Consider the following 14,730-nt stretch of genomic DNA (forward strand, 5'->3'; position numbering starts at 1 on the left):
CAATGTCTATCGGCATCATTGGCGCCGGCGAGATCGGCGCCGCATTCGCCCGCGCGCTTGCGCGAAACAGTATCGCCGCAACGATCGCGAACAGCCGCGGTCCGGACACGCTTCGGGACTTCGTACGCGAACTGACACCACACATCACGGTAGGCACTGTCGAGGAAGCGGCCAAGGCCGATCTCGTACTGGTCGCCGTGCCGTGGTCGAAGTTGCCAAAGGCCTTGGCGGGTCTTCCTGATTGGGCCGGGCGCATCGTGATCGACGCCAACAACCCGATCGAGCGTCCTCTCTTCCAGCCAGCGGAGCTCAATGGTCGACTGTCGACCGAAGTGTTCACTGACCTGGTGCCAGGCGCCCGTGTCGTAAAGGCGTTTAACCATCTCCCTCCGCATCTGCTCTTTGGTGATCCGCGCGCCGAAGGTGGAAGCCGCGTCCTCTTCTACTCGGGAGACGAGGCGAGGTCGAAGGCCGAAGTTGGCGCATTGATCGCCAAGCTGGGCTTCGCGGGGATCGATCTCGGTCCGGTCTCGGTCGGTGGAAAGCTCGTGCAGTTCCCAGGCGGTCCGCTCCCCGCACTCAACCTTGTGAAATTTGGATGAGAGAGATTTGCCGGGAGCGAGAACGCTTGCTTCCGGCCTTCCCTTGCATCCACAAAGTCGCCTATTAGACCGCTTTGGGCTGAATTCGGCCCTACCAACCGCCAATTCGAACGACTTGAAAGTCCGCATCTCGGCCATTCGGGCTAACCGCAGCAGACGACCGGTCACGACCCGAAGCTGCCGCTCGCCGATAGCGCCCGCAACGCCCGCAGACTGCCCGAGAGCAGCCGCTTGCGCAAAATCTTACATATATCCCATCATTGGAGGCACAAGCAGCCTGTCGGCCATCTGTTTCTGCGCTTCGTTGAGCGACTGATAGAGAGGAGCGAGGGCGCCTTTCAACTTGCGTATGCTTTCGAGCCTGTTGGCTAAGGTGCCTTCCCGCTGTTCAATAAGCTGCAATGGGCTTTCAACGGCTCGGCTCGCCCCTTCCATTCCGCCAGGCATCTGCATCATGCCATCCTGTGCGCCGCGAGCGTTCGATCGCAGCACCTCAGCGAAGGCGCTCCACAAGGACTCCTGCTCGGAGGTTATCTTGAGCTCCGTTTTCAGGAAGGCAATACGCCCCTCGATGTGTTCAGGGGCCGTCATCTGCGCCATCGCGCTCATGCCGGTCTGCCCCATAGGTGCCTGACCGGCCATCATGCCCATGGGATTTTGTCCGCCGGTCATCATGCGCATCATGCCGCCCATCATGTCACCGCACATCATGCCGCTCGGCATCGTGGCGCTCGGGTTGGCAGCGGGAAGCTGCTGTTGCGCGGCTTTTTCACTCGCTTGTCCCGCGGCGGCCTCGGGATGATGCGCGTCTTCGGCAAGGCCTGGCGTCCCCAGCATAAGCAGTGAAGTAGCCAGCAGGAAAGTTCGCAGCGTGCCCATTTGACTTCTCCTCACCTTGCATAATGGTTTGACTCAAAGGATACGATTGCCGAGAAATCCTCACCTTGACGCAGATCAAGTCCGGATTGGCTAGGCAGACGTCGCCTTCACACATCAACGTCCCGAGCCAGCCATCGCCAGTTCCGTATCTCCCGCAAGTCCTCTCCATTCTCGCGGATGTAGGCGTCATGTTCGGCGAGCTTTTCGTCGATGAAGCGGGCGAAGCCCTCCCGTGACGCGGCCAGAGACGGGACTCGGTCGACGACTGCCTTCGCAAGGTGGAATCGATCGAGCCTGTTGAGCACGGTCATGTCGAAGGGAGTCGTGGTCGTCCCTTCCTCCTGATAGCCGTGCACATGAAAATTGGCGTGGTTGGCGCGGCGGTAGGTCAGCCGGTGAATGAGAGAGGGATAGCCGTGATAGGCGAAGATCACCGGCTTGTCGGTCGTGAACATCCGGTCGAAAAGATCATCGGCTACGCCGTGCGGATGCTGGCTGGGGGCCTGCAATGCCATGAGATCGACGACGTTGACGACCCGCTGCCTGAGCGACGGAAACGCCTCGCGCAGAATTAGGACGGCAGCAAGTGCTTCCATAGTCGGTATGTCGCCAGCGCAGGCGACCACCACATCCGGATCGCCTTCGTCATTGGAGGCCCAATCCCAGACGCCGAGCCCGGTTTTGCAATGCGCTATGGCCGAGTCCATGTCCATCCACTGCAACTGTGGTTGTTTGCCGGCGACGATCACGTTGATGTAGTCGCGGCTCCGAAGGCAGTGGTCGACGACCGATAGAAGCGTATTGGCATCCGGCGGAAGGTAGACGCGGATGACGTCCGCCTTCTTGTTCGCGACGTGATCGATGAAGCCGGGGTCCTGATGCGAAAAGCCGTTGTGGTCCTGCCGCCAGACGTGCGATGTCAGAAGGTAGGTAAGCGACGCAATCGGCCTGCGCCAGGGGATGTCTTGGCAGACCTTCAGCCACTTGGCATGCTGGTTGAACATGGAATCGACGATGTGGATGAAGGCCTCGTAGCACGAGAAGAAGCCGTGCCGCCCTGTCAGCAGATACCCCTCCAGCCAGCCTTGGCAGAGATGCTCGCTCAGCACTTCCATTACTCTGCCGTCAGGCGCTAGCTGGTTATCGCTGTCCAATATCTCGCCGGTGAAAGCGCGACTTGTTAGCTCAAAAACCGGCGACAGGCGGTTCGACTCTGTTTCGTCGGGCCCAAAGATCCGGAAGTTCCGCTCTTCCGCGTTGAGTTTCAACACGTCGCGAAGATAGAGGCCGGCGATGCGGGTCGACTCTGCCGCCCGGCTTCCCGGTGTACTGATCTCCACCGCGTATTGTCGGAAATCCGGCAGCTTGAGATCTTGCAGGAGAAGACCGCCATTGGCATGAGGATTTGCCCCCATGCGACGGTCGCCCTTTGGTACGAGGTCTCGCAAGTCTGCGCGAAGTCGGCCGTTTTCGTCGAACAGCTCCCAAGGGCGGTAGCTCCTGAGCCAGTCTTCGAGAAGTCCGAGGTGCTCCGGCACTTCTGCTAGTTTCGAAAGCGGCACCTGATGCGAACGCCAGGAGCCTTCGGTCTGCTTGCCATCGACTTCTCGTGGGCCTGTCCAACCCTTCGGAGAGCGGAGTACGATCATCGGCCAGACGGGGCGACCGGAAAATCCCGCGCTGCGCGCCTGCTGCTGGATTTCGACGATCCGCCCATGGGCCTCGTCGAGCGCTGCCGCCATAAGCAGGTGCATTTGCCGCGGATTCGATCCCTCGACGAACAGCGGCTCGTAGCCATAGCCGCGGAACAGCGCCTCCAACTCTTCATGGCTGATGCGGGCAAGAACTGTGGGATTGGCGATCTTGTAGCCGTTGAGATGCAGGATCGGCAAAACCGCGCCGTCTCGCGCCGGGTTGAGGAACTTGTTGGAGTGCCAGCTCGTCGCGAGCGCTCCCGTCTCTGCCTCTCCATCACCGACGACGCAGGCGGCGATCAGGTCGGGATTGTCGAAGACTGCGCCGTAGGCATGCATGAGGCAGTAGCCAAGCTCGCCGCCTTCATTGATCGATCCCGGCACTTCTGCCGCCACGTGGCTCGGGACGCCCCCCGGATAGGAGAACTGCGTAAACAGTTTCTTGAGGCCGGCTTCATCCTGGCCGATCTCGGGATAAATCTCGGAATAGGTTCCTTCAAGATAGGTATTCGCAACGAGACTGGGGCCGCCGTGACCCGGCCCTGTGACATAGATCATGTTCAGGTCATGTGCCTGGATCAGCCGGTTCAGGTGGACATAGAGAAAATTCAATCCCGGCGTCGTGCCCCAGTGGCCGAGCAGGCGCGGCTTTACGTGGTCCAGCGTGAGCTTTTGTTTCAGGAGCGGATTGTCGCGAAGGTAGATTTGCCCCACGGAAAGGTAATTGGCGGCTCGCCAATAGGCGTCCATTTGCTCCAGAAGTTCGGGCGACAGCGTATCGGTCATCGGGAGGAATCCTTCCTGGTGAGGACATCGTTGACCAAGCACAACTGGCTGCGATCGAATATGATCCCTGGCAACATGCGCGGATGATGCTGGGCCGGTCCTCAGGCAGTGAAAATCGTGTAGTCCCGACAGAAGAGGGTTCGGCTCGAACCAGCGGTACCCGTTATGGCTCTGCGCTCAGTTCCCAACAATACGCAGTCTATTCCTGACGCCGCCGGCACCGCTGATCGTCTCGGCGGCGACACGGGCCGCCTCGCGCAGCGTCTCGCTGTTGACCTCGCCCCATAAATTGACGTTTCCGTGCTCTATCGTCACGTCTATCGACCCTCTGTCGAGGCCGAGATCAGAACAAAGCCGCGCCAGGACGGCCCGCCGCACCGCCTCGTCACCGGCAGCGACAACATCAGGCCCAGAGGCGGCAATGGTGCGAAGGATATCGCTGCGCGTGATAATGCCCACCATCTCTTCCCCTCGCATGACCGGAATTCGCTTGATCCTTTTCGCAGCCATGAGTTCAGCGACGCGGCCAAGGGGAACGTCTTCATCAACCGTGACAACAGGCTGCGTCATCACGTCGCCGACGCGCCAGCTATGCCCCTTGATGAACGCTTCCGGCTTCGCTCCGGCGCGCCCAGTGCCATCCCACGCAGCCAGCCCCAGCTCCGCACGCCGCAACAAGTCGCCCTCCGATAACATGCCAATGAGCCTACCGCGGTCGTCGGATACAGGCAGGCCGCTTATTCTGGCCTCGAGCATTGTGCGCGCTGCGTGACTCACGCTGTGATCGGGGCTGATCGACAGCACCTTTTTGTTCATAATGTCTCTGGCCAGCATCCTAATGCCCTCCGATTAGTGGGCACAGCATACCCGGCACCGCGGAGCACGAGATTGATTTTGGTCAAAGAATTGACTGCTGAAATGAATACCATGCCGGGATGGGTATTGATCCGAGCCATCGTCACAGTCGGACAAATGAGCACGCCCCGACCGCTCAAGCGGAGGGTTCGCGTGTCGCGCTGACGGAAGGCGTGATCTACACCTGCCCGATGCACCCGCAGGTGCGGCAGATCGGCCCCGGCAACTGCCCGATCTGCGGCATGGCCCTCGAACCGGAAGTCGTCACCGCCGAAACCGGCCCCAGTCCGGAACTCATCGACATGCGGCGACGGTTCTGGGTCGGGCTGGTTCTGACGCTGCCTGTGCTGGCGCTCGAAATGGGCGGTCATCTCACCAACCTGCACATGCTGCTCGGCCCCCAGACGTCGAACTGGCTGCAGCTCGTCTTCGCAACGCCTGTCGTGCTTTGGGGAGGCGCTCCCTTTTTCGAGCGGGCCTGGCGGTCCCTCCTCACCCGACACCTGAACATGTTCACCTTGATCGCCATGGGCACGGGCGCCGCCTGGGTCTACAGCGTGGTCGCCACCGTCTTCCCCGGTCTGTTTCCAGCGACGTTCCGTTCTGAGGAAGGTTCGGTCGCGATCTACTTCGAGGCGGCCGCCGTCATCACCGTCCTGGTGCTGCTCGGACAGGTGCTGGAGCTGCAGGCGCGTGAGCAGACGGGCGGCGCAATCCGCGCCTTGCTCGACCTTGCGCCGAAGACCGCCCGCCGCATCCGCAGCGATGGCAGCGACGAGGACGTGCCGCTCGAAGCCGTTGTCGTCGGCGACCGGCTACGCGTTCGTCCGGGCGAGAAGGTTCCGGTTGACGGGGCTCTCGTCGAGGGCCGCAGCTCGGTCGATGAATCTATGATCACCGGGGAGTCGATGCCGGTCACCAAGGAGGTGGGCGCGAAGCTGATCGGCGGCACGATGAACAAGACGGGCGGCTTCGTCATGGAAGCGGGCAAAGTCGGCCGCGACACCATGCTGTCGCAGATCGTCCGCATGGTCGCCGAGGCCCAACGGTCTCGCGCTCCCATCCAACGCCTGGCCGACGAAGTCTCTGGCTGGTTCGTTCCCGCTGTTATTCTGATCGCCATCATCTCATTCGCCACGTGGATGGCTGTCGGGCCGGAACCTCGCTTCACCCATGGACTTGTCGCCGCGGTGGCGGTGCTGATCATCGCCTGCCCCTGTGCGCTCGGCCTCGCCACTCCGATGTCGGTCATGGTCGGCGTCGGCAAGGGTGCAAGCGTCGGTGTGCTGATCAAGAACGCCGAGGCGCTCGAACGCTTCGAAAAGGTCGACACACTGGTCGTCGACAAGACGGGGACCCTGACTGAAGGCAAGCCGAAAGTTAAATCAGTCGTTGCCGTAAGCGACATATCCGAGGATGAGCTGCTGCGACTGACAGCAACGCTGGAGCGGTCGAGCGAGCATCCTCTCGCGGCGGCAATCGTCGAGGCCGCCAACGAGCGCGGAATTGCACTGGGAAAGGCGGAAGACTTCGACAGCCCGGTTGGCAAGGGAGTGACGGGTCTGGTCGATGGCCGCAGGCTGGTTATCGGCAGCCACCGGATCATGTCCGAGGAAGGGGTGGACGTCTCCGCCCTCTCGCAAAAGGCGGAAGAGCTGCGCGGTGAAGGAGCGACCGTCATCTTCGCGGCCATCGACGGTCGTCTCGCCGGATTGTTCGGAATATCCGACCCGATCAAGGGGACGACACCCGCCGCCGTCGAGGCGCTGATCAAGGACGGCGTGCGTGTGGTCATGCTCACCGGGGACAACAAGACCACGGCCAATGCCGTTGCTCGTAAGCTTGGCATCACCGAGGTGGAGGCGGAAATCCTGCCCGAGCATAAAAGCGAGATCGTCGCGCGTCTGCGTAACGAAGGCAGGATCGTCGCCATGGCGGGCGACGGCGTGAACGACGCTCCTGCCCTTGCCGCCGCCGACGTCGGCATTGCGATGGGAACCGGGACGGACGTGGCAATCGAGAGTGCGGGCGTAACGCTGCTGAAGGGCGATCTTCGGGGCATTGTACGGGCGCGGCAGCTCAGTCACGCTACGATGGCGAACATCCGGCAGAACCTGTTCTTCGCGTTCATTTACAACGCCGCTGGCGTCCCGGTTGCGGCTGGCGTTCTTTACCCCGCCCTCGGCCTTCTGCTTTCGCCGATCATCGCCGCAGCCGCCATGGCGCTTTCGTCGGTCAGCGTCATCGGCAATTCGCTCAGGTTGAGGAGTGCTCGGATATGACCTTAGATCGCAGATGGATACTGTTCGCCGCCTCACTCGCGGTAATCGTCGCGTTCTTCGTTCTCCGCGAGCACTGGCAACATGCACTTGGGCTCGCACCCTACCTGCTGCTGCTGGCCTGTCCGTTGATGCACCTTTTGCATGGTCATGGCGGTGATCGCCACCAGGGCCACCACAGGAAAACGGGCGATCTCACATGACTTACGAATACGCGGCACAAGCCATTGTCGATGTCGGGACGCCCGCGGAAGTCCTTTTTGACCATCTCGATGACCAGGCGAGTCTCGGCTCGCACATGCAGAAGCCTTCGATGATGATGCTCGGCGGGAGCATGTCGTACGAGTTCGACGAAGCCAAAGGCCGCGCTGTCGGCTCGCTTATCAAGATGCGGGGCTCCATACTTGGCCTCGTCCTTTCGGTCGAAGAAGTAATCGTCGAGCGGCAGCCACCCCGTCGCAAGGTGTGGGAGACGCGAGGCCGTCCGAACCTCCTCGTCATCGGGGGCTACCGGATGGGATTCGAGATCAGCGCCTCGGGTGCTGCATCGCGACTGCGCGTGTTCATTGACTACGGCTATCCAGCGACGATCGCGGGCAAGCTTCTCGGCCCCTGTTTGGCTCGATCTACGCACGCTGGTGCGTAAACCGGATGGCCAAGGACGCAGCGGACGCGTTTTGCTAGCGTGCGGTGAATCGATGTGCGCATGAGCCATAACATGCCTGTTGTAATCGCGACTCCACTCTGGTTGGACTGCTGGCAGTCAACAGATTATCGACACAGATCTGGCGATGCCCCACGACAGGTTTTAAGGAATTCGATCAAAAGCCCCGGCAAATCACCGATCCATAACGCCTAAGCGGCTTTCGAGTGCTGTGCTGATTGGAAAAGAGTGAGGAAGGCCGGAAACTCGGTGCTTCCGGCTTCTACAGAGCACCCGGTCTTTGACGCCGATCAATGAGGCTGCCACAGCACAGCGGTTTAATGATCTCATCTGGGTGGCGACCGGCGGAGAAGCGCCGGGAGAAGTCGGCCAGACTGGCTTGCGGCCGCGCGCATGAGCAACCAGCGGCGAGACGAGCCTGGAACCACCGCTTTGAAGGAGGAACCAGCCATGGCTGAACCTGCAACCAAACTGCCCATCAAGTCGGAAGAAAAAGGCGTCGAGCGTCGTGCGGAGTCGTGGCCCCCCTTTGAGAGCCTCAGATCCGAAATCGATCGGCTGTTCGACGACTTTGCTCCAAACCTGTGGCATCGCCCCCTGGCTTCCGCCCTCATGCGTCGGGTGCCGCGGCTGTCAGACCTGGACGTGGCGCCGGCCGTTGATTTGGCGGAGACAGAAAAAGGATACGAGATCACCTGTGAACTGCCGGGGATGGAAGAAAAGGACATAGAGGTAGCCATCTCCAATGGGATCCTGACCATCCGAGGCGAGAAACAGGAGGAGAAAGAGGAGAAGAAGAAGGAATATGTCCTCTCTGAGCGCCGCTATGGCTCGTTCCAGCGGACGTTCCGGATGCCGGATGGAGTCGATGCAGAAAAGGTTGCTGCAAATTTCTCGAAGGGCGTTCTGTCGGTAACCCTGCCGAAGACCCAGGAAGCGCAGCAGAACGAGCGCAAGATCCAGATCAAGTCCGCTTGACCATCCCGCCTTCCCCGTCCGCAATAGTTCAACACCTTTGCGGACGGGAGGCCCGTCACGGCTATTCGATGCTCCCGAGGTGCACACCGAACTGGTGCTGCTGCTGCTGCCCAACGTTCTCGGCCGCAGCGCGCGAGTCACCGCCGAATGTCAAATGATCTGCTAAAGTTCACATGCCTGAGATCGCGCGGTGCACTTCCCAATCTACCTGAACTGCGCGAGTCAACGGTACGCAGGCACTCCGAGGAGCTTGTAGTGGAGAACGATGGATCGGCGATTGCCCTTGAGGCACACGAGCTCACCAAGATCTATCGGATGGGCGCGGTAGAAGTTCACGCCCTGCGCGGGGTGGACGTGGAGTTCAGCGAGGGCGAACTGATCGTTCTATTGGGGCCATCGGGGAGCGGCAAGTCGACATTGCTCAATATCCTTGGCGGGCTTGATACGCCCACGGGCGGGACGGTCACGTTTCGCGGCCAGCTCCTAAGGATGGATAGTGAACGCGCGCTCAACCTTTACCGCCGAGATCATGTTGGCTTCGTTTTCCAATTCTACAATCTCATCCCTAGCTTGACCGCGCGCGAAAACGTCTCCCTCGTGACGGAGATCGCCAGAAATCCAATGTCACCGGACGAGGCGCTTTCTATCGTGGGTCTCGGTGATAGGATCGACCATTTCCCGGCGCAACTTTCCGGTGGCGAACAGCAGCGCGTCGCCATCGCCCGTGCCATCGCCAAGCGCCCCGATCTGCTTCTCTGCGACGAGCCAACGGGCGCACTCGACAGCAAGACGGGAGTCCTCGTGCTCGAGGCAATCCTCAAGATCAATCGTGAGCTTGGCACGACCACAGCGCTCATCACCCACAACGCCGTCATTGCCGAGATCGCCAATCGCGTGCTCTACTTTGCCGATGGGCGCATTGTCGAAACGCGGCAGAATGCCGTTCAACGCGCCCCCGGCGAACTCGCCTGGTGAGCATGATGAGCAGTCTCGATCGAAAGCTGCTTCGTGAACTCTGGAGGCTGAAGGCCCAGGTTCTTGCCATCGCGCTGGTGATCGCGTCCGGTACCGCGCTGCTCATCATGGCACTGACGACGATCGAGGCGCTCGAGGAGACGACCGCCGCCTATTACGAGCGGACGCGCTTTGCTGATGTGTTTGCCCAGGCAAAGCGTGTGCCCGAACATCTTGGCCGCGACATCGCGGAAATCCCAGGTGTTCGCCTCGCCGAAACGCGCATAGTCGAAGGCGCTATTCTCGACATGCCGGGCTTTGCCGAGCCGGTCGTTGCCCAATTGCTGTCGCTGCCCGAACGAGGCCCTGCGCTACTGAACGCATTGGTAATCCGCAGCGGTCGCCTGATTGACCCGACGCGCCCGGACGAGGTGGTCGTAAGCGAGCCCTTCGCGGAAGCCCACCGCTTGAAGCCCGGCGACACGTTCGAAGCAGTCTTGAGGGGGCGCAAACGCACGTTGCACGTCGTCGGTACCGCCCTTAGCCCTGAATTCGTCTATGCGATCGCTCCCGGCGGCTTGATGCCGGACGACGAGCGTTTCGGGATCCTGTGGATGGGCCACGATGCGCTGGCGGCCGCCTTCGACCTCAAAGCCTCCTTCAACAGCGTTAGCCTCAGTCTCCTGGCCGGCACAGACGAAAAGGACGTCATTCAGCGGCTCGACGGCCTCCTGGCTCCCTTCGGCGGCATCGGTGCCTATGGTCGCGCCGACCAGACCTCGAACTGGTTCCTGGAAAGCGAAATCGCCCAGCAGAAGAACATGTCCCGGATCATGCCGATGATCTTCCTGGCAGTCGCGGCGTTCCTGACCAACATGGTGATGGCACGGCTGATCGAGACGGAGCGCCGCGAGATCGGCCTTCTGAAAGCCTTTGGCTACGGCAATCTGGCGATCGGCTGGCATTACGCCAAGATGGTGCTCGTCATCGGCACGATTGGCGTCCTGATCGGATCGTTGCTCGGTACCTGGCTCGGCCACTGGAATACGGAACTCTACACCAAGTTCTATCGCTTTCCGTTTCTGCTCTATCGTCCAGGACCTGCCGGCTTCGTCATCGCCGGTGCGATCAGCCTCGGTGCGGCGCTTGCCGGCAGCCTCGCCACCGTGCGCCGCGCTGTCAGGCTTGCGCCTGCGGAAGCAATGCTCCCACCTTCCCCGCCGATCTATCGGCGTAGCTGGGCTTCTCGAACGGCTCTTGCCGGCGCGCTCGACGAACCGTCGCGCATGATCTTACGGCGCATCATCAGGTGGCCGGTCAGGGCTTTCCTCGCCAGCCTCGGTCTCGCAATGTCGATCGCCGTGCTGATCATGGCGCTGCAATGGGTGGACGCTATAGACTCCCTCGCCGAAACGGCTTTCGAGCGTGGGCAGCACCAGGATGCGACCGTTGCCTTCAACGAGCTGCAGCCCGTAGACACGGTGACAGACTTCGAGAATCTGCCTGGCGTGCTGTCGGCGGAACCTTATCGCCATGCATCGGCGCGCATCAGCCACGGGCATATCGTCGAGCGTCAGGGAATCATCGGCGTTCGGGACGGCGCCGTCCTCAGTCCGGTCTTCGACGTCGAGCGTGGCCGCGTTGAGGTTCCTCCGGGCGGGGTCATGATCTCGCGCAAGCTCGCCGAACTTCTGAATGCCAGGGTCGGCGACACCGTCGCCGTCGAACTCTTGGAGGGCCGTCAGGCTCGATTGACCCTGCCGGTGGCGCAGATTTTCGAAACTTACCTCGGCACGCCGGCCTACATGGACATGGCCGCGCTCAATCGCATCGCCGGGGATGGCCGCGTCGTAAGTGGCCTGCATATTCGTGTGGATGCCCGCAGCCGCACGAACCTGCTGGAGAGACTGAAGGATGTCCCGAACATCGCCTCCGTTCTTTTCCGCCAGGCTGCAATCGACACCTTCTACAAGACCATGGGCGAAACGATCTTCATTTTCATCGGTTTCTTCGTCGCCTTCTCAGTGACCCTCTCCGTCGGCGTCACTTATAACTCGATCCGCATTGCGCTTTCCGAACGGGCCCGCGAACTCGCGACACTGCGTGTCCTCGGCTTCAGCCGTTGGGAGATCTCCTACATTCTGCTCGGAGAAGCCGGCATTCTCACCTGGATTGCGGTGCCACTTGGCGCGGCGATCGGCTACGGCCTCGCGTGGTACATGACGAGTGCCTTCGAGACGGAACTCTACCGCGTGCCGCTGGTGCTGCGGGATGCGACCTTCGGCAAGGCAGCCCTGATCGCGCTGACGGCTACGCTGATCTGCGCCGCAATTCGTGCGCCGGCGGCTCGATCGCCTGGATCTGATCGCCGTGCTGAAGACAAGGGAGTAGCCTGTGAGCGTCGCGAAGCGCAGATTGGCCATCTGGGGCAGCTTACTGGTCCTGCTCGTGGCCGGCATTGCCTATGCGCTGCGGCCGCAGCCTATTCAGGTCGACCTTGCCGTTGCGGAGGCCGGAACGTTGCGAGTGACGATCGACGAGGAGGGCGAGACGCGGGTGCGCGACGTCTACACACTTCACGCGCCGTTGCGTGGTCAGTTGCAACGCATCACCGCCGAGCCCGGCGACATCGTCAAGGCGGGGGAAACCTTGCTCGCGCAGATCGAGCCCGCTGCGCCCGCGTTTCTCGACGCGCGCACGGAGGCGGAGCTGCAGGCCGCGGTCGAGGCAGCTCGGGCCGCGCATAATCTCGCCGCCGCAGAACTCAACAAGGCCAAGGCCGACCTGACCTTTGCCGAGGGAGAGCGCGCCCGCGCCCGAATGCTGATCGAGCGCAGGACAATCTCGCAACGCTCCCTGGAAGATGCGGAACGTGCCTATAGCGTCGCACAAGCCAATCTCGCTACGGCCGAAGCTGGTCTGAAAGTGCGCGAGCACGAGCTTCATCAAGCCCGGTCGCGGCTCTTGTCGCGCCAGGAGATCAGGAGTCGCAGCGGTGCGTGCGAATGCATCGCCGTTACTGCGCCGGTGAGCGGCGTCGTCCTGCAGGTCATGCGCCGCAGCGAAGGCGTCGTCGAGGCAGGAACGCCATTGCTCGACATCGGTGATCCTGCGGATCTGGAAATCGTCGCCAATCTCCTCTCGGAGGATGCGGTCCGGATCAAGCCCGGCCAGCAAGCGCTCGTCACCGGCTGGGGCGGAGAAGATCTTAAGGCTGTCGTGCAACGCATCGAGCCCTTCGGTCAAACCAAGGTGTCGGCCCTCGGTATCGAGGAGCAGCGGGTCGATGTCGTCCTGGATTTTGCCGATCCACCGGAACGATGGCGTTCGCTCGGGCATGGTTATCGCGTCGACGTGCGGGTCATCCTGTTCGAAGGCGAAGTCCTCAGGCTGCCGCTTGGCGCCCTGTTCCGGCAACGCGAAGATTGGGCCGTGTTCGTCGCCGCAGAGGGACGCGCGCAACTGCGCCCCGTCGGCGTCGGTCAGAGGAACAGCCTCGCAGTCGAAATCCGAGAAGGGCTTTTGCCTGGAGATCGAGTCATTCTCTACCCGAGCGATCGGATCAAGGATGGGGTCGCTATCGTGGAGCGGTAGCCGGACGCGTTTGCCTTATTGAACATCGATGCGGTATGCGGTTCCTGCGCGCAGGATGTCGATGGAACCGCTGCCTTCCGTGCCCTCCAAGACGCTTCCAATTTGATCGGCTGACACGGGAGGTTTGCCGTTGATCGCCGTTAGGTAGTCGCCGGTCCTCACTCCGAACGAATAGGCGGTGCTACCTGGCGCAACATCGACGAGGACCGCTCCTGACGGCGCACAAACCGGTGAACCGCTCGCGGATGGAAATTCAACGACGACTGAGCCTTGGTCAGAGGCGTCGCGACCAGCGGCCGGATCCGAGAGCGTCACGCTCAGCTTCTGCGACGCTTCTCCCCGACGGATATCGAGCGTGATGCGGGCGTTCGCCGGAAGCAGACTGATGGCATTCCTGAAGGCTGACTCCGTCGGGAAGGCGCGGTCGTCCAGGGCCATGATCACATCTCCAAGGCGTACACCTTGCCTCTCCGCCGGCGAATTGCAGGCGAGTTCGTTCACAAAAAGCCCTGGCTCCTGAGTGGCCCTCCCGTCTTGCGCATCCGCTGCGGCCGTCACTGAAAGGCCGAGCCAGCCTCGCTTGAATTCTCCGTGGGCGATCAGTTCGCGGACGATCTGCGCCACGACATTAGACGGAATTGCAAAGCCGATGCCGGTACTCGTCTGATCCGGCGCGGCGATCCCGCGCGCAATGCCGATCAATTCGCCAGAGACATTGACGAGCGCTCCGCCGGAATTCCCCGGATTGATGGCCGCGTCGGTTTGGATGTAATCCTGATATTCATCGGCACCGAGGCCCGAGCGGCCCAAGCCGCTTACAATGCCGAACGTCGCCGTCTGCGCCAGGCCGAAAGGACTGCCTACCGCGGCCACAAAATCACCGACCTTGAGTTCGGATGAATTTCCCCACCTGAGTGCAGCGATTCTCGAGGCATCGATCTTTATTACCGCGAGGTCGGTCGGCGCATCCTCCCCTACCCTGTCCGCCTGGAAAACCCGTCCGTCCGCGAGCGTCACGGAAACATCATCGGCATCGGCAACCAGGTGACGGCTGGTGACGATGTAGCCTCCCTCCCGATCGATGACCACGCCGGAGCCTGTCGCGGTCGCACCTGTTTGAACGATGAATACCTCATCCGGAAGACCGAGGACTTTGCGTACATTCGGATCCTCGAGCAACTCGCTTCTGAAAATCCCGCTGCTGACGGTGCGGATGCTGACCACCGCAGGCTGCACCTGCTCCAGCATCGCGGATACGCCCGCGTCGATGTCTGTCGCTTCGGCGGCTTCTCTGAAGGGGTCGAATAGGACGGCTAAGACCAGCAGTCTCGAGATCTTGAGCATCGTCGCCCTCCATGGATTGACGCTGAGATCTCAGCCGGATTCGCCGCCCGTTGCATTGGCGCGCATCAATTCGCGACTTTCGTGCCGGCATGCGCGTGGTC

General features: G+C 61.5%; 11 protein-coding genes and 1 pseudogene. 8 read left to right on the forward strand and 4 right to left on the reverse strand.

Features of this window, described 5'->3' with window-relative positions; all coding sequences use genetic code 11:
• Positions 1-2 precede the first annotated feature (2 nt).
• Positions 3-602: an NADPH-dependent F420 reductase gene (locus AU381_RS25005; protein WP_064244320.1), complete on the forward strand. Its 600-nt coding sequence runs from the start codon at positions 3-5 to the stop codon at positions 600-602.
• 243 nt (positions 603-845) lie between these two features.
• On the opposite strand, the gene AU381_RS25010 is transcribed toward AU381_RS25005, so the two are convergent.
• From AU381_RS25010 to AU381_RS25020, 3 genes are all read right to left on the reverse strand, one after another.
• Positions 846-1,481 carry a Spy/CpxP family protein refolding chaperone gene (locus AU381_RS25010; RefSeq protein ID WP_064244321.1) on the reverse strand — a complete coding sequence of 212 codons (636 nt, stop codon included), beginning with the start codon at positions 1,479-1,481 and terminating at the stop codon, positions 846-848.
• A 107-nt stretch (positions 1,482-1,588) separates the two neighbouring features.
• Positions 1,589-3,961, reverse strand: a complete 2,373-nt coding sequence (locus AU381_RS25015) for a phosphoketolase family protein (protein ID WP_064244322.1) — start codon at positions 3,959-3,961, stop codon at positions 1,589-1,591.
• 177 nt (positions 3,962-4,138) lie between these two features.
• Positions 4,139-4,795, reverse strand: a complete 657-nt coding sequence (locus tag AU381_RS25020) for a CBS domain-containing protein (RefSeq protein ID WP_064244323.1) — start codon at positions 4,793-4,795, stop codon at positions 4,139-4,141.
• Positions 4,796-4,896: 101 nt separating this feature from the next.
• Between AU381_RS25020 and AU381_RS25025 the strand changes: the two genes are divergently transcribed.
• The 7 genes and pseudogenes from AU381_RS25025 to AU381_RS25050 all read left to right on the forward strand — a co-directional run bounded on the left by AU381_RS25025 (position 4,897) and on the right by AU381_RS25050 (position 13,285).
• Positions 4,897-7,098 (forward strand): copper-transporting P-type ATPase, encoded by a 2,202-nt coding sequence (locus AU381_RS25025; protein WP_064244324.1) that lies wholly within the window; start codon positions 4,897-4,899, stop codon positions 7,096-7,098.
• Entirely contained in the window at positions 7,095-7,298 is a 204-nt protein-coding gene (locus tag AU381_RS29135; RefSeq protein ID WP_082910351.1) for a DUF2933 domain-containing protein, read from the forward strand. The genes AU381_RS25025 and AU381_RS29135 overlap by 4 nt, the downstream gene beginning before the upstream one ends.
• Positions 7,295-7,741: an SRPBCC family protein gene (locus AU381_RS25030; RefSeq protein ID WP_244520130.1), complete on the forward strand. Its 447-nt coding sequence runs from the start codon at positions 7,295-7,297 to the stop codon at positions 7,739-7,741. Before AU381_RS29135 ends, AU381_RS25030 begins: the two co-directional genes overlap by 4 nt.
• Positions 7,742-8,209: 468 nt before the next feature.
• Entirely contained in the window at positions 8,210-8,737 is a 528-nt protein-coding gene (locus AU381_RS25035; protein ID WP_064244539.1) for an Hsp20/alpha crystallin family protein, read from the forward strand.
• Positions 8,738-8,992: 255 nt separating this feature from the next.
• Positions 8,993-9,712, forward strand: a complete 720-nt coding sequence (locus AU381_RS25040) for an ABC transporter ATP-binding protein (protein WP_064244325.1) — start codon at positions 8,993-8,995, stop codon at positions 9,710-9,712.
• Between the two features lie 860 nt (positions 9,713-10,572).
• Positions 10,573-11,967, forward strand: a pseudogene (locus AU381_RS31125) (ABC transporter permease); the annotation flags it as partial.
• A 118-nt stretch (positions 11,968-12,085) separates the two neighbouring features.
• On the forward strand, positions 12,086-13,285 hold the full coding sequence (locus AU381_RS25050) for an efflux RND transporter periplasmic adaptor subunit (protein WP_064244326.1): 1,200 nt from the start codon (positions 12,086-12,088) through the stop codon (positions 13,283-13,285).
• Between the two features lie 15 nt (positions 13,286-13,300).
• Here the strand turns inward: AU381_RS25050 and AU381_RS25055 are convergent, their stop codons facing one another.
• The gene (locus AU381_RS25055) at positions 13,301-14,629 is read right to left on the reverse strand and encodes a trypsin-like peptidase domain-containing protein (RefSeq protein ID WP_064244327.1); all 1,329 of its coding nucleotides are present in this window, start codon (positions 14,627-14,629) and stop codon (positions 13,301-13,303) included.
• Positions 14,630-14,730 lie beyond the last annotated feature (101 nt).

This window comes from Sinorhizobium glycinis (assembly GCF_001651865.1).
Taxonomy (GTDB): domain Bacteria; phylum Pseudomonadota; class Alphaproteobacteria; order Rhizobiales; family Rhizobiaceae; genus Sinorhizobium; species Sinorhizobium glycinis.

Bases quoted from the DNA above. Each gene is read 5' to 3' on its own strand.
- AU381_RS25005 (WP_064244320.1), top strand. From the start codon at position 3: ATGTCTATCGGCATCATTGGCGCCGGCGAGATCGGCGCCGCATTCGCC.
- AU381_RS25010 (WP_064244321.1), bottom strand. From the start codon at position 1,481: ATGGGCACGCTGCGAACTTTCCTGCTGGCTACTTCACTGCTTATGCTG.
- AU381_RS25015 (WP_064244322.1), bottom strand. From the start codon at position 3,961: ATGACCGATACGCTGTCGCCCGAACTTCTGGAGCAAATGGACGCCTAT.
- AU381_RS25020 (WP_064244323.1), bottom strand. From the start codon at position 4,795: ATGCTGGCCAGAGACATTATGAACAAAAAGGTGCTGTCGATCAGCCCC.
- AU381_RS25025 (WP_064244324.1), top strand. From the start codon at position 4,897: ATGGGTATTGATCCGAGCCATCGTCACAGTCGGACAAATGAGCACGCC.
- AU381_RS29135 (WP_082910351.1), top strand. From the start codon at position 7,095: ATGACCTTAGATCGCAGATGGATACTGTTCGCCGCCTCACTCGCGGTA.
- AU381_RS25030 (WP_244520130.1), top strand. From the start codon at position 7,295: ATGACTTACGAATACGCGGCACAAGCCATTGTCGATGTCGGGACGCCC.
- AU381_RS25035 (WP_064244539.1), top strand. From the start codon at position 8,210: ATGGCTGAACCTGCAACCAAACTGCCCATCAAGTCGGAAGAAAAAGGC.
- AU381_RS25055 (WP_064244327.1), bottom strand. From the start codon at position 14,629: ATGCTCAAGATCTCGAGACTGCTGGTCTTAGCCGTCCTATTCGACCCC.